Source organism: Tepidisphaeraceae bacterium (assembly GCA_035998445.1).
Taxonomy (GTDB): Bacteria; Planctomycetota; Phycisphaerae; order Tepidisphaerales; family Tepidisphaeraceae; genus DASYHQ01.
This window is the reverse complement of the sequence record DASYHQ010000018.1, coordinates 597882-617060: the sequence shown is the minus strand read 5'-3', so window position 1 is coordinate 617060 and position 19179 is coordinate 597882. Positions and strand designations below refer to the sequence as shown.

General features: G+C 65.8%; 16 protein-coding genes. 10 read left to right on the top strand and 6 right to left on the bottom strand.

Annotation, left to right across the window (positions count from 1 at the left end):
* Positions 1–70 precede the first annotated feature (70 nt).
* From VGN72_09240 to icd, 3 genes are all read right to left on the bottom strand, one after another.
* Positions 71–1645: a SpoIIE family protein phosphatase gene (locus VGN72_09240; protein ID HEV7299534.1), complete on the bottom strand. Its 1575-nt coding sequence runs from the start codon at positions 1643–1645 to the stop codon at positions 71–73.
* A gap of 66 nt (positions 1646–1711) precedes the next feature.
* Positions 1712–2608 (bottom strand): hypothetical protein, encoded by an 897-nt coding sequence (locus tag VGN72_09235; GenBank protein HEV7299533.1) that lies wholly within the window; start codon positions 2606–2608, stop codon positions 1712–1714.
* 96 nt (positions 2609–2704) lie between these two features.
* Entirely contained in the window at positions 2705–3982 is a 1278-nt protein-coding gene (gene icd, locus VGN72_09230; protein ID HEV7299532.1) for an NADP-dependent isocitrate dehydrogenase, read from the bottom strand.
* Positions 3983–4249: 267 nt separating this feature from the next.
* On the opposite strand from icd, the gene VGN72_09225 reads away from it, so the two are divergent.
* The 4 genes from VGN72_09225 to VGN72_09210 all read left to right on the top strand — a co-directional run bounded on the left by VGN72_09225 (position 4250) and on the right by VGN72_09210 (position 7565).
* Complete coding sequence (locus tag VGN72_09225) at positions 4250–4783, top strand: transposase (GenBank protein HEV7299531.1); 534 nt, start codon at positions 4250–4252, stop codon at positions 4781–4783.
* Between the two features lie 560 nt (positions 4784–5343).
* On the top strand, positions 5344–5631 hold the full coding sequence (locus tag VGN72_09220; GenBank protein ID HEV7299530.1) for a hypothetical protein: 288 nt from the start codon (positions 5344–5346) through the stop codon (positions 5629–5631).
* A 168-nt stretch (positions 5632–5799) separates the two neighbouring features.
* A complete protein-coding gene (locus VGN72_09215) occupies positions 5800–6546 on the top strand; it encodes a glycosyltransferase family 2 protein (protein HEV7299529.1) in 747 nt (248 codons plus the stop codon).
* Positions 6547–6737: 191 nt separating this feature from the next.
* Complete coding sequence (locus VGN72_09210; protein HEV7299528.1) at positions 6738–7565, top strand: sugar phosphate isomerase/epimerase family protein; 828 nt, start codon at positions 6738–6740, stop codon at positions 7563–7565.
* Positions 7566–7751: 186 nt separating this feature from the next.
* Here VGN72_09210 and VGN72_09205 read toward each other — a convergent pair whose 3' ends face one another.
* Genes VGN72_09205 through VGN72_09195 form a run of 3 tightly spaced genes read right to left on the bottom strand, consistent with a single transcriptional unit; the run spans position 7752 to position 11565 of the window.
* Positions 7752–10184 (bottom strand): DEAD/DEAH box helicase, encoded by a 2433-nt coding sequence (locus VGN72_09205; GenBank protein HEV7299527.1) that lies wholly within the window; start codon positions 10182–10184, stop codon positions 7752–7754.
* Entirely contained in the window at positions 10181–10840 is a 660-nt protein-coding gene (locus VGN72_09200) for a lysophospholipid acyltransferase family protein (protein HEV7299526.1), read from the bottom strand. The genes VGN72_09205 and VGN72_09200 overlap by 4 nt, the downstream gene beginning before the upstream one ends.
* Positions 10841–10893: 53 nt before the next feature.
* Positions 10894–11565 carry a lysophospholipid acyltransferase family protein gene (locus VGN72_09195; protein ID HEV7299525.1) on the bottom strand — a complete coding sequence of 224 codons (672 nt, stop codon included), beginning with the start codon at positions 11563–11565 and terminating at the stop codon, positions 10894–10896.
* Positions 11566–11668: 103 nt separating this feature from the next.
* Here VGN72_09195 and VGN72_09190 point away from each other — a divergent pair, with 103 nt between their 5' ends.
* From VGN72_09190 to VGN72_09165, 6 genes are all read left to right on the top strand, one after another.
* Positions 11669–12382 carry a 3-hydroxyacyl-ACP dehydratase FabZ family protein gene (locus VGN72_09190; protein HEV7299524.1) on the top strand — a complete coding sequence of 238 codons (714 nt, stop codon included), beginning with the start codon at positions 11669–11671 and terminating at the stop codon, positions 12380–12382.
* Between the two features lie 89 nt (positions 12383–12471).
* Positions 12472–13212: an outer membrane lipoprotein carrier protein LolA gene (locus VGN72_09185; GenBank protein HEV7299523.1), complete on the top strand. Its 741-nt coding sequence runs from the start codon at positions 12472–12474 to the stop codon at positions 13210–13212.
* Complete coding sequence (locus VGN72_09180; GenBank protein HEV7299522.1) at positions 13212–14195, top strand: lysophospholipid acyltransferase family protein; 984 nt, start codon at positions 13212–13214, stop codon at positions 14193–14195. Before VGN72_09185 ends, VGN72_09180 begins: the two co-directional genes overlap by 1 nt.
* Positions 14185–16578 (top strand): beta-ketoacyl-[acyl-carrier-protein] synthase family protein, encoded by a 2394-nt coding sequence (locus VGN72_09175; GenBank protein ID HEV7299521.1) that lies wholly within the window; start codon positions 14185–14187, stop codon positions 16576–16578. Before VGN72_09180 ends, VGN72_09175 begins: the two co-directional genes overlap by 11 nt.
* 337 nt (positions 16579–16915) lie before the next feature.
* Positions 16916–17842, top strand: a complete 927-nt coding sequence (locus VGN72_09170; protein ID HEV7299520.1) for a hypothetical protein — start codon at positions 16916–16918, stop codon at positions 17840–17842.
* Entirely contained in the window at positions 17839–19164 is a 1326-nt protein-coding gene (locus VGN72_09165) for an NAD(P)/FAD-dependent oxidoreductase (GenBank protein ID HEV7299519.1), read from the top strand. The genes VGN72_09170 and VGN72_09165 overlap by 4 nt, the downstream gene beginning before the upstream one ends.
* Positions 19165–19179: the final 15 nt, after the last annotated feature.

Below are 19179 nucleotides of genomic sequence, written 5' to 3'. Positions count from 1 at the left end.
TGTTGCACGAATTTTCATCAGTCCTGCGAGACATCGTTGTTCGGAGCGGCACGACCGTTCCACGGCCGACTTATGCCCGAAGGCCAGCCAGTGGATTGATCGGCGTGTCGACGACGATCGTCTGCCGCTGCACCTCGTGCGTCGCCTCGGCGCAGGGGGAGTCGCAGACGCGCATCACGAGCAGCGTGCGATCGTCCTCCGGCACCTCGCCACCGAAGTCGCGCACGAACGCCAGGGTGCTGGCGAGCATCTCGTTCGGCTCGCAGCAGGCGCCGAGCATCGCCTGGTCCAGCCGTTGGACGCCCAGCTGTTCGTCGCGGTCGTTGCGGGCCTCGGTGATGCCGTCGGTGTACAGCACGAGCATGTCGCCCGGGGCCAGCACGTGGGTGGCGGTCGCGTACCGTTCGTCGCGGTCCACGCCGAGCGGGTAGCCTGGCTCGACGGGTAGCTCTTCGAAACGATCGCTGCCTGCCCGGCGCAGGCGCGGCGGGTTGTGGCCGGCGCTGCTGTAGGTCAGCTCGCGCGTCTCCGGGTCGTAGATCGCGTAGAACGCGGTGACGAACGTGCCGGTGTTGACGGTGTAGCTGTCGCACAGCCGACGGTTGACGAACTCCAGCAGATCGCTCGGCGGATGCGTGGGACGCTCGAACCCATGCGCGATCGAATGAGTCACCGCCATCAACACCGCCGCGGGCGTACCGTGACCACTGACGTCGGCGATCAGGATGCCGTATCGCACGCGCGGGTCGTCGGCGTGTTCGGGTGGCAGGCGGAAGAAGTCGTAATAATCGCCACCGGCGCGTCGGCTCGTCTGGTAGCTGGCCGCCAGTTCCAAACCGGGAATGCTGGGCAAGCGCAGTGGCAGCAGGGATCGCTGAATGTCGCCGACGGCCTTCAGCTCGTGATCCAGTTCCTGCAGCACTTCCTGAGCGCGCAACCGCCGATCGCGCGCCAGTCGCAGCACCTCGCGATAGGCCGCCGTGATCGATTCCACCTGCCTGCGAATGCCGCGGCACTGCAGCAGCGCCACGATGGTTGAGGCCGCAAGCGCCAGGCCAAGCGACCACCATCCCGTCCGCACCGCCCGCCGGGCGCGCTGGTCGCGCAGCTCGTATTCGGTGCGCAGGAAGGCGGCGATGTCGCCACTGAGGTGGTCGAAGCGCGCCCGATCCTCCTGCACGGCCTGCGTCGTGGGCTCGGTGGTCGTCAGCCCCGCGGCCTTGGGCACGATCGCGGTGGCGGTCCAGGCCAGCCAGACGCGCGATGCGCGCTCGATCTCCACGGCGCGCTCGGCTTGAGCTGGGTTATCGCGCACCATTCGCCGCAGGTCGGCCAGCACCTCGGGCAGTTCCGATCGACTATTGCCGTAGGCCGAGAGAAAGCTCGGGTCGTCGGTGAGGTAGAAGCCACGCGTGGCCGCCTGAAGATCGAGCAGCAGCTTCTCGGCACGCAGCCCTTGGGCGATCACGCGGTTCGTGTGGTTGACCTTGCCGAACGTCCACATGAGGAAGCCGACCAGCAGCAGCAGGCTCAGCACGAGCACGGCGAGGCTGATGACGGGCGAGTAAGTCGTCCGCCGAAGCTTCCGCGAAAACGAGGCGTCGATGTCGGCCGGGTCACCTTCCACGAGCGGTGACAGTAGCAACGATCACGCCGAGCGGGGATAGCGAATCTGGGAGCACGGCGATTTCCGATCCGATCCGCTTCTATTTCACACCGTCTGCCGCGCCGCCTCGAAGCAGTCGCGAGCGATGCGGCAGTACAGCTGGGCCTGCTGCCAGCGGTCTCCCTCCTCGCGAAGCGTGCCGTCCGGGCCGGGAAAGAGGCGGGCGTAGTAGATCGAGCTGAAGAGCAGTTCTGGCGCGAAAATAAGGTAGTCACCGGGCTTGGCCGTCTTCAGAAAGCCCGCGAACGACAGCGTCCACATCTGGCGGAAATGATCGATGTACGGCTGGCCGCTGGCAGGCGTGACCGCGGGGCCGTAGGTCTGCGTGCCGAGGTCGACCTGCATCGAGCCGGGGTTGCCGATGCGCCCGTGAACGAACCGCACGCGATCGAACACGGGTTGGATGAACTCAAGCTTCTTCGGCAGGTTCCCATAGACCATCTCGTGGCCGGTGTACCAGTGCGAGAAGTCGCCGTTGAAGCGGATCTCGGGGAAGCGTTTGACGAGCTCGACCGTTCGCCAGATGTCCTGCGTGATGGTGGCGCGGTGGGTCTCGAGGTAGATCGGAAACTGCTCCTTCGCCGACGCCTCAAGGATCGCGCCGACCAGGCGGTCGATCTCCGCGTCCGACTCAAACCCGGTGCCGGCGTGGACGGTGGCGCATTCCAGCCCCTTGGCCTTGCTATCGGCCGCGATCCGAAACGCATCCGCCGGCGAATCGACCCGGCCATCTCCTGCGATGCCCAAACCGAGCCGCCTGCAGGCCACCACGTCCCCACCCTGCATGCCGTCGAAGCCGGCGGCCCTGATCGCCTGCAGCAGCGCGTCCCCCTCCCCCTTCGGCACCGTCGAGAACGACGGCAGATTAGCCAGCCCGCCACCGTTCAGGTAGCAGCGCAAGCGTGGCGGGGCGGAGGAACCGTCGTTGATGTTGGGGATCATGGGGTCAACCTGTTCAGTTAAAACTCTTGATGCTGAAAATGGGAAAAGGGCGGCCACGGCGGCCGCCCTTTGCGTTTTGAGCTAAGTTCGGCGGAATCATCCCATGTGCTTGATCATCTCGTCTGCAAATTCCGAGCACTTGACCTTCTTCGCGCCGGGCATCAGGCGTTCGAAGTCGTAGGTGACGGTCTTGGCGCCGATCGCGGCCTCCAAACCCTTCACGATCAGGTTGGCGGCTTCCAGCCAGCCCATGTACTCGAACATCATCACGCCGCTCAGGATGACCGAGCCGGGGTTCACCACGTCCTTATCCGCGTACTTCGGAGCCGTGCCGTGGGTGGCCTCGAAGATCGCGTGGCCGGTCACGTAGTTCGCGTTGCCGCCGGGCGCGATGCCGATGCCGCCCACCTGGGCGGCCAGCGCGTCGGACAGGTAATCGCCGTTCAGGTTGAGCGTCGCGATGACGTCGAACTCCTCGGGCCGCGTCAGTACTTGCTGCAGCGTGATGTCGGCGATGCTGTCCTTGATGACGATGCCGTTCGGCAGCTTGCACCACGGCCCGCCGTCGATTTCCACCGCGCCGAACTCGCGCTTGGCGATGCCGTAGCCCCAGTCGCGGAAGCCGCCTTCCGTGAACTTCATGATGTTGCCCTTGTGGACAAGGTTCACGCTCTTGCGATTGTGCTTGATCGCGTACTGGATCGCGCTGCGCACCAGCCGCTCGGTCCCCAGTCGGCTCACCGGCTTAATGCCGATGCCCACCTCCACCTTGCTCTCGGCATCGTCCACCTGATCGGCCCACTTCTTCGATGCCTCGCTCGTGCCGAAGCGGATCTTCTTGAAGTCCTTCGGGAACTCCTTGGCGATGAAGTCCAGCATCTTCTGCGCTTCGGGCGTGCCGCCGGCGTATTCAATGCCCGCATAAATGTCTTCCGTGTTCTCGCGGAAGATCACCATGTCCACCTTCTCCGGGTGCTTCACGGGGCTGGGCACGCCGGTGAAGTAGCGCACGGGACGCAGGCAGACATAAAGGTCCAGCATCTGCCGCAGCGCCACGTTCAGCGAGCGAATGCCGCCGCCCACCGGCGTGGTTAGCGGGCCCTTGATGCCGACGAGGTAATCCTCGAACGCCTTCACGGTGTCATCGTGCAGCCAGGTGCCGAACTTGTCGAAGCATTTTTGGCCCGCGTACACCTCGAGCCAGTCGATCTTCTTCTGCCCGCCGTAGGCCTTCTCGACCGCCGCATCGAACACGCGCACGCTCGCCCGCCAGATGTCCGGCCCGGTGCCGTCGCCCTCGATGAAGGGGAGGACGGGGTTGTTCGGGACGTTCAGTTTGCCGTTGCTGATGGTGATCTTCTGGCCGGTGGGCATTTCAATTCTCCGCTTGGGTTAAAAGGACGGGTTGTCATTATGAGGATGTGGCGGAAAAGTCAAAGGTAGCAACGAGCCGGACGCGTAAGCGACGGATTTTTTATGTCCCACGTGCGGATGGAACCGTTTTGAATGCGTTGAGGAAATCCGTCGCTTACGCGTCCGGCTCGTACGCTCGTTGGGGAAATCCGTCGCTTACGCGTTCGGCTCGTACGCTCGATGAGGAAATCCGTCGCTTACGCGTCGGGCTCGTGGTAGGTTGAGGGCATGGGCGCGCCGCTGGCGTACTTCATCACGTTTACGACGTACGGTACCTGGCTCCATGGCCGCGACGCGGGTTCGGTCGACCGCGAGCACAACCGGCCCGGCACGCCATTCCTATCGGCGAATCCGGCGCTCGAACGAGCGCGGGCCGAAGCGATGCGACACCCCCCTTACTTGCTCGACGGACCGCGGCGCGACGTCGCGGTGCGCACGATCCGTGAGGTCGCCGATCATCGCGGCTGGCATCTGCACGCCGTCCACGTGCGCGCCAATCACGTCCACATCGTCGTGTCGGCGACCGCGGCGCGGCCCGAGCGGGTGATGTCCGACCTGAAGGCCTGGACCAGCCGTCGCCTGCGCGAGACGTTCGCCGAGCCGCCCGATTGCGACCGGTGGACGCAGCACGGCAGCACGCGCTGGCTCAACACCGAAGCGTCGCTGACCGCCGCGATCACGTACGTGCTGGATGAGCAGGGCGCACCAATGTCCCGCTACGACGGCCGATCCCCCCAACGCCCCAACGAGCCGGACGCGTAAGCGACGGATTCCCCGCGTGGCGTATAAGAAAACCGTCGCTTACGCGTCCGGCTCGTCGCGTAAGCGACGGTTTTCCCGGGTGGCGTATAAGAAAACCGTCGCTTACGCGTCCGGCTCGTCGCGGTGCGTTTGTTGTACCGCCCGTGGCACCCGGCCGGAGAGGGGGCCCTGCGACAAAACGAAATCCCCATAACGCGGAACGAAAACCCCAGCAGGCGAAACGAATTCACCAGCAGGCGAAACGAATCCACCAGCAGGCGAAACGAGAACCCCAGCAGGCGAAACGAATTCACCAGCAGGCGAAACGAAAACACCAGCCGGCGAAACGAAAACACCACGACACGTTTCGCCTGCTCGAGAACACGTTTCGCCTGCTCGGGTTCTCGTTTCGCCAATTGGGTGCGGCGGGGCGTTTGGCAGTGAGGGTGAGTCGTTTTTATCGCCCCGCGGGGGAATGGGTGGGGTTGTACCGATTCTGACGTCAAGTCGCTCTTCGGCGGGGCCGATGATGGGAACGTATGGAATGCCCACCCTCCTTCGTCGTGCAACGGCGTCCGCCGATGACCAGCACCGAGCGGACGCAAGAGTTCCGGCGGCGCAACCCGGACTACAACCGGCTGTACAAGATCAGGCGTCGGGCGGCGCTTGAGGCGATGTACGGCACGAAGGCGCCGGCTAAGGCGTTGGCCAAGGCCGAGGCGCCGGTCGCGATGTTCCAGCCACACAAACAACTGGCGCTGCCCGCGCCGGTGGCGCCGCTGTTCGTCATCCCCACGCTCGCCGAGGTGCGCGAGCGGGCGGCCATGGCGGCGGCGCGCCCAACGACCCACACGAGCCGGACGCGTTAGCGACGGATTCCCCGGCATTCATTTGCAATAACCTTCACCGCGCGACGGATTCCCCGGCATTCATTTGCAATAACCTTCACCGCGCGTGGGATGTGAGAAAACCGTCGCTCACGCGTCCGGCTCGTTGGCTATTGAAGGGGCGGGGATTGCGGTATCATTCCCCGTCCCATGAGCGACGACACCGCGCCCTACCTGTCCCTGATCATCCCGGCCTACAACGAAGAGGAAAACATCCCCACGCTGCTCACGCGCGTGGAGGGAGCCCTGTCGCCGATGGGCAGGCCGTTCGAGGTGATCCTCATCGACGACGGCAGCACCGATCGCACGCCGGCGCTATTGGCGGAGGGGATGGCGAAATACCCCTGGCTGCGCGTGCTGCGCATGAAGAAGAACGGCGGGCAGAGCGCGGCGTTCGAGGCGGGGTTCAACGCGGCACGCGGCGAGATCCTGGCGACGATCGACGCCGACCTGCAGAACGATCCCGAAGAAATCCCGCGGCTGATCCCGATGCTCGACGAGCACCAGGTCGACATGATCACCGGCTGGCGGAAGGACCGGCAGGACACCAACTTCCGCAAGTGGCAGAGCCGGCAGGCCAACCGCATTCGCAACTGGGTGACCGAAGAGACGGTGAACGACAGCGCGTCGTCACTGAAGGTCTACCGCGCGCATGCGATCAAGGGCGTGAAGCTGTTCCGCGGGGCGCACCGCTACTTCCCCACGCTCGTGAAGATGCGCGGGTACAAGGTGTACGAGACGCCGGTGAAGCACAGCCATCGCTTCGCCGGTACGGCCAAGTACGGCTTCGGCAACCGCGCGTTCGTGGGCATCTTCGATCTGTTCGGCGTGCGCTGGATGAAGAAACGCTACCACGCCGCGGAGTTCAGCGAAGTGCCAAAGGGCGGCGGGGCGTAGGAGACGAGACCACGCGCCTTCCCCCTCTCCCGGTACTCCGGGGGAGGGCAGGGGTGGGGGTCTTCATCGGGTGGTGGTATCCTCCGCATGGGTAAAGCGCCCCCACCCCAACCCTCCCCCGGAGTACCGGGAGAGGGAGTAATGCAAAACATGGGCTGCGGGCCGCCCGGGCCCGGGGTACGAGCGACGCGATGCAGATCCACCAACACGACATCGGCCTTTGCAGCTGGTCCCTCGGCACGACGACGGCGGGGGAGATCATCGACGCGCTGAAGGCCGTCGGCCTGTCGCACGTGCAGTTGGGGTTGTCGCCTTACGTGGAGGATGAGACGACGGCCACGCGCGACGCGGCGGCGTTCAAGGCCGCGGGCATCACGATCGCATCGGGCATGATCGGCTTCGCCGGCGAGGACTACGCGACCATCGACCGCATCCGTGAGACGGGCGGCTTTCTGCCCGACGACTTGGCCGACGAGCGCATCGCCCGGGCGATTGGTGCAGCGAAGATCGGGAAGAGCGCGTTCGGCATCACGCGCGTCTCCATGCACGCCGGCTTCCTGCCCACGGGCGATTCGCCGCAGTACGCCGTCGTGATGAAACGCCTGCGCACCGTCGCCGACGCCTTCGCAGCGGAAGGCGTGGAACTGCTCTTCGAGACCGGCCAGGAGACGGCCGACCATCTGGCCCATTTCCTGACCGACCTGAACCGCCCCAACGTGAAGGCCAACTTCGACCCCGCGAATATGATCCTCTACGGCGCCGGCGACCCGATTAGCGCGGTGCGAACGCTGGGGCGATTCATTGGTCAGGTGCACGTGAAGGACGCCACGCCCTCCGATCGCCCTGGGGAAACGTGGGGCGAGGAAGTGCCCGTGGGCAGCGGGGCGGTGGATTGGACGAAGTTTCTGGATGCGCTAAAGGCGATCGACTATCGCGGCCCGCTCGTCATCGAACGCGAAGCCGGAGCGACGCGCATCGCCGACATGAAGGCGGCCGTCGACGTGCTACAGCGAGCGTGATCGCTCTTGCCCCCTCTCCCGGTACGCCGGGGGAGGGTTGGGGTGGGGGTTTGTTCTTCCTCAGGCGTCAGCAGTTCGAAATCACCCCCACCTAGCCTCCCCCGGAGTACCGGGAGAGGGACCGGAGGCTCCTTCTCCTATTCGTGTTTCTTCGTGCCCATTCGTGGGCAATCCCTCTTCGCAAAATCACAACTCATCCAGCAACTCTTCCAACGTCTCATCCGTCGACTGCGGATCGACCGTGCGACAGGCGTTGGTCAGCACATCCGCGATGGCCGACAAACGGGCCTTCCAGTCCCGCGAATCGACGCCGGGCGGCGTAAGGCGGGCGAACTCGCCGCAGAGGAGGATCATGCGGAGCAGGTGCTTGAAGAGCACGCCTTCCTGCTTCACCAGTTCGCGCGAGCGGACGAACTTGTCGAAGTCGCCGCCATGTTCGATGAGGTCGCCCGCGGCCCAGACGGGGGTAACGAACAACCCCCCGGCGTGGTCGACGTCGGCCTCGAAGATCATGCGCACCTTCTGCGCCAGCGGGATCGGGTACTTGCGCAGCTCCGGCGGCACATCTTCCTGCTCGTGCGGCGGCGGTGGATACAAATCCTCGTGCGCCGCCAGCCCACGCGTGACGACCGCGGGGTCGATCACTTCAAGCGTGAGCGGGCCGGGGGGCAGATCGTCGGGCCGCGGCACGCGCAGCGATTTCGCGACCGAGCCCGGCATCTCTAAAAGGCTTTCGAGGATCTGGATCAGCTCGCGATCGTCGGCCTTGGCGACGTAGTCCATTAAGAACAGGCCGTACAGCGGATGCACGGCGCGGAAGACCATCAACTGCTTCAGCTTGTCTGATGGCGTGGCGGTGCGCGGCTCGTACGGCTCGGGCTGTGGTGGGCCTACCTTCGCGCCACCTTTGCCCGCGACTGGTTTGGCGGTGGCGACGGCGGCGCTCATCTGATCGCCGATCGTCAGACGGCCCATCAGCTCGGTGACGTTTTGCTTCGGTTCTGCCAACTTCGTTTCAGGCGCGTCGTCTTCGTCCGAATCGTCGTTTGCGGGTGCGGTCGACACGACGGGCACGGCCGTCGGTTGAACGGCCTGCTGCCAACTGAGCGGCGGGGGTGGATCGAGCGTGACGACGTTCAGTTGGCTGAGCGTCACCAGCATCTTCGTCAGCCGTTTGATCTCGGCCTCGATCGTCGGCTGGTCCATCAGCCGCCGGCGGATGACGTCGCGGATCGGCTCGACGGCGGGGTTGGCATCCAGCAGGTAGCCCAGCCAGCGCCAGGTCAATCGCCCACGGCTGGTCAGGCGCGCCGGTGGGGCGGTCTGGAGCTTCACGAATTGCTCGGCGTTCCAGTACGTGAAGCCGCTGCGCCGCGTGGGCTTCTTCTTCATCAGGGCCTTCTTGGCCACCATCAGCTTGGGGTCCTTCGTGTCCTCGGGGATCGAGTCGTATTTCACCTGCCACTTGGCCAGCTTCACGTCGTCTTCGTGGGCCAGCGCGAAGACGTGCCCCTCGGTGTCGTACTGCGGCCGCCCGGCGCGGCCGAAGATCTGCTGGGCGGTGCTGGGGTCGATCAACTTCTTCTTGTCCTTCGGGCCCTTCACGAGCGTGCTTAGCACCGTCGATCGTGCCGGCAGGTTCAAGCCCGCAGCGAGCGTTTCGGTGCAGACGCAGACCTGAAGCAGCTTTTCCTGAAACAGCGTCTCGATCACCCGCCTATAGCGCGGCAGCAGGCCCGCGTGGTGGATGCCGATGCCGCGTGCCAAAAACGTGCGCAGCTTGTTGCCGGAGCCGATGGAGAAGTCGAAATCCTCCAAGCGATCGAGGAGCAACTTGCGCTGTCCTTCTGCGAAGAGGTCCTTTCCCTTCAGCACCTCCGCCACGTCCCAGCAGATGCTGCGGTCGAAGCAAAACACGAGCGCGGGCGTGCGGCGTTGCGCCTCGGTGCCTTGGGCGATGCGCTCCATAAAGTCGGGCAGCAGTTCGTCGCCGATCCATTCGAAGACCAGCGGCACCTTGCGCTCGGTTCCCTCGACCAGCGTCACCGCCCGGTTCAGGCTGCGCGCCATCCAGCTGACGAACTCGTTGGCGGCTCCGACCGTCGCCGACAGCAGCATCACGCGTACGTGGCCGGGCAACAGCGACAGCGCCAGTTCCCACACGATGCCGCGCTGCGGGTCGTTGAAGTTGTGGAACTCGTCCATCACCACCGCGCCCACGTTCGCGAAGTCGAACGCTTCGGGATGCAGCAGGCGGTTCAGCAGCACCTCGGCCACCACGACTTTCACCGGCGCATCGGGGTTGACCGTGCGATGCCCGGTGACGAGTCCCACGCTGTCGCGGGCGAAGCCCCAGCGCTCGGCGGTGTCCTGCAGTTCGAGGAACTTTTGATCGGTAAGCGCGATGAGCGGCGTGCTGTAGTACGCGGCTTTGCCGGTGTGCAGCGCCTCGTACAAAGCCCCTTCAGCGACCAGCGTTTTGCCCGTGCCGGTGGGGGCCGACATCAGCACGCCACCGTCGCACGATGCCCAGGCGAACAGCGCCTCCTCCTGCACCGGGTAGGGCGGGTAGGGCAACTGGTCGACGTACTCCAGAACGATTTCATCGCGCGACTTCACGCGGTGGATGATACCGCATCGCGAGCCGCGGGGGGCATTTGCGCGATCAGCTCGGCGTGCAGAGCGACGTAGGCGTCGATCAGCTGTTGTTCGATTGCCTTGGCGTCACCTTCGGGCGCGATGGGCGGGCCGTAGATCAAACCGTAACGGACCCGCTTCAGCGGCAGCCAGTTGATGACCCGCGAGTAGGCGATGGAGTTGACGATCACCACCGGCACGATCGGCACGTTCGCCAGTTGCGCGATGCGGCCAATGCCCGGCCGGATTCGTCGGGAAAAGACGACGGAGGCATTTCCCTTGCAGATGCGGCCTTCCGGGAACATCGCGACGGCCCGGCCGCGCTTCAATCGGTCGAGGATAATGCGGACGGCGGAGGTGTCGGGTCGCGACCGATCGAGCGGGAAGGCATTCATCGAACCATAGAACCACGCGACGAACCGGTTCTTGAACACCTCGGCGCTGCTGACGAAGTCCAAGTTTCGTTTCGTGTGCAAGATCAGCAGCGGTATGTCGTAGGGGCTGCCATGCGTGGCGGCGAGGATGTACGGGCCGGGCAGCTGTGCATGGTGGGCGCCGATCACCCTGCGTCTGTTGCTGGTGAGCCAGAAGACGTGACGGCCACTGAACCGGATGGCTTTGTAGAACGGGTCGCTCATAAGGTTCGTCGGTTCGTACGGCGCATTTCAATGTTGCGGTGGTGGCCGCGCGATCATGGGGTGTAGTCGTCGGTGAGGCCGGTCGTTTCTAATATCTCCTGATACAACGCCACGTAAGTCTGCTCTAGTTGTTCGGTCAGCGCATGCCTCGCCGCCCGCCGCTGGGTTCGTGTCGGACGTGGTGGCGGGTAGATGGGTTCACCGATTGCCACCCATACTTGGCCGTACTTGCCGGGCAGCCAGCGTTCGACGTCGGTCATGCGGTCGGTGCCGACGATTGCGACGGGGATGATCGGCACCTGCGCCTGCAACGAGATCGCGCTAGTACCGCCCTTGATCTTGCCACCGCGAAACGCCAACTGCTTGCCCTTGCGGCAGCCGCCTTCGGGGAAGATGCCGACGATCTTGCCGGCCTTGGCCAATCCGATCGCGGTGCGGATGGCCTGTACCGGCACGCCCTGGCGGTTGACGCAAAACGTGCCGGTATTGCGTAACAGCGGGCCCAGGAAACGGTTGCGGTAGAACTCGATTCGCGCCATCCAGTGGATCGGCCGCTTGACCATGGGCGACATGATCATCGGTTCGATGTGGCTGAGGTGGGTGCAGGCCAGCAGGAACGGGCCGGGCAGGTTCAACCGGTCGCGGTGGAGCACGGTCTCGCGGATGCATTGCTGTTTGATGAACGCCGACAGATAGCAACCGATCCGGTAATATTTCGTGGGCATGGCGACTCTATCGTGGCGGCCGTGTTCGCTTGCGGGCGGCGCGGTTGGGCTTATGATCGCTCCGCTCTGGTGTTTATCAAGTTTGACGTAACCGAGGACGCGGATGAACCGTGCAGTGGACGGTGCCTTGCTAGAGCAGCTGAAGTTGATCCTAAGGCGTGACTTAAAGCTCGGCCCCAATGCGACGATCGCCGACGACATGCCACTGATCGGGGGCCAGATGGACCTCGATTCGCTCGACATCCTGCTGCTGGTCTCCAGCGTGGAAAAGCAGTTCGGCATCAAGATTCCCAACGAAGCCGTCGGCCGAACCATGTTCGCCGACGTATACACCCTGGCCCAGTTCATCCAGGACAGCCGCGACCGCGCCGCGGGTGGGGCGACGACGGGGCAATCGACAGCGGCGGCGCAACCGGTCGACTACCTCGCCATGCTGCCGCACGGGCCGGCGTTTCGGTACGTGTCGAAGGTAACCGACGTGCAGCCGGGGAAGACCGCGCTGGGGCAATGGACGGTCGATGGGTCGGAACCGTTTTTCGCGGGTCATTTTCCGAACCGCCCGATCGTGCCGGGCGTGCTGTTGATCGAAAGCCTTGCCCAGCTCGCCGGCATCGCCCTGGCCGCCGGCTCGAAGACGCAGGGTGGCATGCTGGTGCACGCCGACGTGCGGTTCGAATCGCCCGTGGCGCCACCGGCGACGATCGACCTGTCGGCGACGGTGACGCGCCAGATGGGCGATCTGCACCAATGCGACGTCGCCGCGACGGTCGCGGGGACCGTGGTGGCGCGAGGATCGGTCGCGTTGCGGCTTGGGTAAAAACGCGTAATTCTGCGCCTTCTTCCGTATTATTGGTGATTCGCGATCCGCGAAAACGGCAAGATCGGTGGTCGACTGTTTGGGCATCGATGAAGCATTTTTTCTTTGTAATGTTGCTGTCGTCGGTCGCGGTCACGTCACATGCGCACGCGCAGGACGCGACCCAACCCGCGCGCACCCCGGCACCGGCGACCGCGCCGGCATCGGCGTTCGATGCCGAGCTCGATGCGATCGACCGCAAGGCGCTGGCACACCAGGATCTCACCGCCGACTTCGTGCAGGAGAAGCACTCGCCACTGCTGCGCAAGCCACTGGTCAGCCGCGGCACGGTGATGGCGAAGGGGCCGCTCACGTTGTGGGTGACGGCCGAGCCCGAGCCGAGCCGCATGTCGATCGACTCGCGCTGGGTGCGGCTGTACTATCCGAAGCAGAAGGTCGTCGAGGAATATCCGGTGGACGGTCGCCTGGGCGCGATGGCATCGTCGCCGTTACCGGCGCTGCAGGACATCCGCAAAAACTTCACGCTATCGCCCGACGCCGGCGCGGGTCTAGATCCCGTCGAGCCCGCCGGCAACACGCGGGCGTTGCGGTTGGAGCCGGTGGAGGCGCTGCGGCCATACGTCGGCTTCGTGCGCGTGCTGCTCGATGCCGACCGTGGCTTGGTGCTGGCGTTTGAAGTGACCGATCCGGACGGCGAGCGTACGCTCGTTCGATTTTCCAACCTGCAACCCGACCGCGGGCTGAGCGACGACGCGCTAATGCTCGACACGCCGGCCGGCACGAAGGTCGTACGACCCGTGGGCGATGCGATGCCCGCTCCACAGCAGTGATGACGCAGACCGAACAGGCCATCCCGATCGCGCCCCTGCCCGCCGCGCGCAACGTCCACCCCGACGCCGCGGCCACCGGCCCGAGCGCGCTCGTCACGAACGCCCTGCGGACCTTCTTCTTCGTCGCCGCCCGCGCGCCGTGGTTGCTGCGCCTCATTCGCCCGGCCGGCGTGCGGCTGGCGATCCTGTTCTGCAGGCCGTTGCGCGATGCGACCCGCGCCAACGCGCTGCGCATCTTCGGCAAGCGCCTGTCACGCAGTGAACAAAGCGGGTTCACGCGCGGCGTGGTCGCCAACTTCTACGACTTCGTCGCCGACGCCGGCCGCAGCGCGCAGCAGACGCGGCAATCGCTGGCGAGCCGCATCGAACGCGTCATTGGCGAACCCGCTTACCTGGCCCAGCGGCAGCGCAAGCGCGGCGCGGTGCTGGTGACGGCTCACATGGGCGCGTTCGAGGTGGGACTGGCTGCGCTGCGCGGCGTGGAATCGAACGTGCACGTCGTCTTCAAGCGCGACCCGTTCCCCAGCTTCGAGCGCCTGCGCGCCGCCGTGCGGCAACTGCTGGGCGTGCACGAAGCGCCGATCGACGACGGCTGGCCGTCGCTCGTGCGCCTGCGCGACGCGCTGCTGGCCGACGGCGTCGTCGTCATGCAAGGCGATCGCGCCATGCCGGGCCAGCGGTCGCAAGTCGTCCCCTTGCTGCACGGCAGCGTGCGGCTGCCCACCGGGCCCGTGAAGCTGGCGCAGCTGACCGGCAGCCCGATCGTCCCTGTCTTCGTCGTGCGAACCGCGGGCGGGCGGTACGAGGTTCACCTGTGCGAGGCGATCGAGGTTGAATCCCCCGACGCCGTCGCGGGTGGCGATCCGGTCGACGTTGCGCTGCGGGCGCTGGCGAACCGCATCGAGACGTTTATCGCCAAGTACCCACAACAGTGGCTGGTGCTGGAACCTGCTTTTACAGAGGATGAGCAACGTGCCGACTGACCTGAAGATCAGCAGCGAACCGATCGTCATCACGGGCATGGGCCTAGTGACGGCGCTCGGCCTATCGGTCGCCGACACGTGGGCCGCCGTGCGCGCCAACCGGTGCGGCGCGGGCGTGATGGTCGATATGGAATCGCCGCTGCCACCGGGCCGCGACGGCTGCCAGGCGCCCCCGTTGCCGGCCGATTACGAGCCTGACCTGCCGCGCGAGGCGCGCTACCTGCGTTGGACGCTGTCGGCTGCGCTGCGGGATGCGAAGATCGACGGCGATCGCTTGCCGTACGACGCGACGCGCTGCGCGTTCATGCTCGGCACCACGCTGCACGGCATGCGGGCGGGGGGGCGGTTCCTGCGTAACGAAAACTACACGGAGCTGCGCGACTTCCTCGCCGGCGATACGCTGCGCCTTGCGTCCGCCGGCCTTGGCTTTGCCGGCGGCGCCGCGACGACCTGCTCGGCCTGTTCGTCCAGCCTGGGTAGCATCGCGCTGGCAATGACGCTGCTCGAGAGCGGCCAGGCGGACCTCGTGGTGGCCGGTGGATACGACGCGGTCAGTGAGTACGCCTGGGCCGGGTTCAACGCGCTGCGGCTGGTCGCCGAGGGGCCGCTGCGTCCGTTCAGCCGCGGGCGCACGGGGATGAAGCTCGGCGAGGGGTACGGCATCGTGGTGCTCGAACGTCGCAGCGATGCGCTTAAGCGAGGCGCGAGCGTTCAGGCGACCGTACTGGGCTACGGCGAGTCGGCCGACGCGCATCACCTTACGCAACCTCATCCGACCGGTGACGGCGCGCAACGCGCGATGCGTGCGGCCCTGAACCGCGCGAAGCTGGAACCGGCCCAACTCGGCCTGATCGCCGCCCACGCCACCGGCACGCCCGACAACGATGCATCCGAGTTCGCGGCCCTCTCCAGCCTGCTGGGCGACAAGCTGAGCGACGTGCCGGTCGTCTGCTTCAAGAGTCACCTCGGCCACACCCTCGGCGGCGCCGGGGCGGCGGAACTGATCCTATCCGCGATGGCCATGCGCGACGGCGTCGCGCCCGCGACCGCGAACATCGGCCCCGACGATGTGGAGTACCCGTCCCTGCGCGTCACCACCGGCGCCGCGCGCAACGCGACCATCAACGCCACGCTCAATACGTCCCTCGGCTTTGGCGGCGCCAACACGTGCATCGTGCTGGGTACGCCCCAGTCCCCCATAGCCCCCGGCTTGCCGGGGGAAACCACGATCGAGAAAACCCCCCCGGCAAGCCGGGGGCTAAATGGGCACGGTACACGCGAGGTTTGGATCACGGGCATCGGCGTCCTTCTTCCCGGCATCATCGGGAACGACGCCTTCTTTCACGCGACGCGCGCTGACCATTACAACCGCCAGCGCACGCCCTTAGTTGATGCCGATTACGAGCACCTGTTGAACGCCCGGCGTGTACGCCGCATGAGCACCTACGCGAAGTTCACGCTCGCCGCGGCGTCGATGGCGTGTCGGGATGCAGCACTGAGCGACCGGCCCGACCTGCTGGCCGACACCGGCGCCATTCTCGGCACCACGCACGGCTCAGGCACCTACTGCAACGACTACTACGCCCAGGTGGTTCGCGAGGGCGTACTGGCAGGCAACCCGGTCCTGTTCGCTGAAGGCGTGCCCAACGGTGGCGCGGCCCAGCTGAGCCTGATGCTGGGATTGAAGAACGCTTGCCAGACGATCATCGGAGCCCGCACCGCCGGCATGGATGCACTGCGCCTCGCGTGGCTGCGCATCGCCACCGGCGCCTGCGACCGCACGATCGTCAGCGGCGGTGAGGAAGGCCACGTCGCAATCGACAAGGCCTACGAACAATGCGGCCTGCTGACGCACGCCGTGTCGGCCGGGCCGTTCACGGAGACCACGGGTTTCAACTCAACCGGTGGGGCGGTCTCGTTCGTGATGGAGTCGGCCGACTCGGCCCGCGCACGCGGTGTTCAACCCTACGCCCGCATGGAATCCGCCCATGCCCTGAGCGGCGATCGCGAACTGCTGCCGCGCACGCTGGCGCGGTTGCTGGAGCTGTCGCCGACGGCGCCGCACGTCATCAGCAGCGCCTGCGCCACCTGGATCGACCGCATCGAGGCGAACGCGCTGTCGCGCGGTGCGCCCAACGCTCGCATCGGCGCAACCTACGACTTATGCGGCGAAACCTTCAGCGCCGGCCCGTTGCTCGGCATGGCCGCGGCGATGCTCAGTCGCTCGCTGCCCACACTGGCCCGGCCACCGATCAACAGCGACCTGACGTTCGCGCGGCCCGGCGAGCGCGTCGACCGGTTCACCACGCTCTGCACCGACTGGAACGGCAACGCCACCGCGGCCACGATCTCGCTGGCGCCCGAGCGAACGATTACGATGTAGGTGAGACTTGCGAAGTCCGGTCCCTCTCCCATGTACCCATGAGAGAGGCTAGAGCGTGTTAGGCGCTTTCGGGGGCCCGTAACGCAGGCGTGACGACGCTGGGTGCCACGGTTTGGTACTCCAAGCCGTGTCTGCGTGTACCGGCACGGCTTGGAGTACCAAACCGTGGCACCCAAGCCAGCATCTGAGCTGGAAAGTGCATAACACGCTCTAGGTGAGGGCGATTTCGAACAACGAGGGTCGTCAGCAGATCGAAATCACCCTCACCTAGCCTCTCCCGGAGTGCCGGGAGAGGGACCGGAAGCGTTGCCATCGACTCTGAATTCTCATGCAGAACGTGATCCGACAACCTCTGCTGCCCGCTCGCGTCAGTGCGGCGCGCGAGTGCGCGCCACCGATGTGGGTGGATTCGTGGGTTGGGTTAGCGGAATCGACTGTTCAATCGACCGCGCCGGTCCAGTTGACCATCCGGACCGGTCGCGACGCCACGCTGATCACCGCTCGGGTGGTCGACGCCCGCGCCGCCGTTGATGCCGACATGTTCCGGTCGCGCGTCGTCTCGGCATACGACGTTATTCGGTGCGCGATTGCCGCAGGCCCGCACGCGCACGTCGTTCGGATGTGGAACCACGTCCCAGGTATTGGCGACCCGATGGGCGACGCGGTCGACCGCTACATGACCTTCAACGCCGGCCGGCACGCCGCCATGACGCGGTGGTTCGGGCCGAGCCTTGCCTCGCTGGCGCCGGCGGCGTCGGGGGTGGGGCATGATGGGGATGATCTGGTCATCCACGCCCTGGCAACGCACGAGCCCGGTCGGCCGATCGAGAACGCCAACCAGGTGCCGGCGTACCGCTATTCGACGCGGTACGGCCCATTGCCACCTTGCTTTGCGCGGGCGACGCTCACGCGCGCGCCGCGACAGGCGCTGTTGATCTCCGGCACCGCCGCCATCACCGGTGAGCAGACCCGACACGCCGGCGTGCTGCGGCGGCAGTTCGAGCTAACGCTGGACCACCTGCGTACGTTGTTAAAGTCCGTGCCCGCCAATGGCGTCGCGCGCAGCGATGCGGATGATGTCCTGTCGCGCCTCGCGCAGGTGCGAATATACGTGCCGCGGGCCGAGGATCGGTCGCAAATCGCCGAATGGTCGCGTGAGACATTCAGCGACGATGTGCAGGTGTGGCATGCCGATTTGTGTCGGCCGGACCTGCTGGTGGAAATCGAAGGATACGCCCCAATCGAAGGATCGACTGAGCTATGAACGCTTCTCCCGAGTACGACGCAGTCATCATCGGTGGCGGCCCCGGCGGCAGCACGACCGCGATCGCCATGGCCCGCGCGGGGCTGAAGGTGATCGTGTTGGAAAAGGACCATCACCCGCGCTTCCACATCGGTGAATCGATTTTGCCGCGCAACATGGCGATCATTCGCGAGCTTGGGTTGGAGGACGAGCTGAAGAAGCTGCCGCACCTGACGAAGCTCGGCGCCGAGTTCGGCATGGGCAACGATCACAACACGATGCGCTTCCGCTTCGCCGACGGGCTGGTGGAGGGCTCGCCGGTCTTCAACATCGAACGCTCACACTTCGACAAGATGCTGATCGACCAGGCCCGCCTGGCCGGCGCCGAGGTGTGCGAGGGGGTGACGGTGAAGAAGATCAACCGGCTGGAAGAGGGCTTCTGCGAGGTGGCCACCGCCGACCGCACGTATAGCGGCCGCGTGCTGATGGACGCGTCGGGCCATGGCACGGTGGTCGGTCGGCATTTGGGCCAACGGCGGAACTTCGACGACCCGCATTTGCAAAAGGTCGCCTACTTCCAGCACTTCGACCACGTCGAACGCCTGCCCGGCGACTCCACCGGCCACCCGACGATCATCATGTGCGACGAGGGCTGGTTCTGGATCATCGGTTTGACCGAGACCAAGACGAGCGTCGGCTTCGTCACCCGACCGAGCTTTGTGAAGGAACTGAACGTCGCGCCGGACCGCCTGCTGCAGTGGGCGGTCGCGCGGTGCCCGGTGGTGCGGCACCGCATGCGCAACGCGGTGGGCGAGCCGACGAACCGCGTGCTGGCCGACTTCAGCTACACCTGTTCGCCGCACGCGGGGCCGGGGTTCTTCCTGATCGGCGACGCTGGTGCATTCTTGGACCCGATCTTCTCCACCGGCGTCACGCTGGCCATGAACGGCGGCTGCGAGGCCGCACGGCTGGCGATCGCGGTGATGAAGGGGCAGATGGCGCCGGCCAAGGCGCACGCGGCGTACGTGCGGTTCGTGAAGGGCAGCACGTTCGTCCTGTGGCGGCTGATCCGCCGGTACTACCGCCATTCGTTCCGCGAGCTGTTCCTGCACGGCACCGGGCCGCACCAGGTGCACCGCGCGATCATCTCGATCTTGGCAGGCCAGGTGTTCCCCAAACCCGTGTGGGCCCTCCGCTGGCGCATGTGGCTGTTCGAGGTGTGCGAGGTGCTGAACCGCTACGTGCCCATGGTGCCGCGGCGCGCCCGGTTTAGCTTGGTGGCCGAGGCGCCGGTGCAGTTGCCCCAGATCGACGCGCCGGCCATTGCAGGCGTGACTGCCTGATGTCGCCTCGTGACG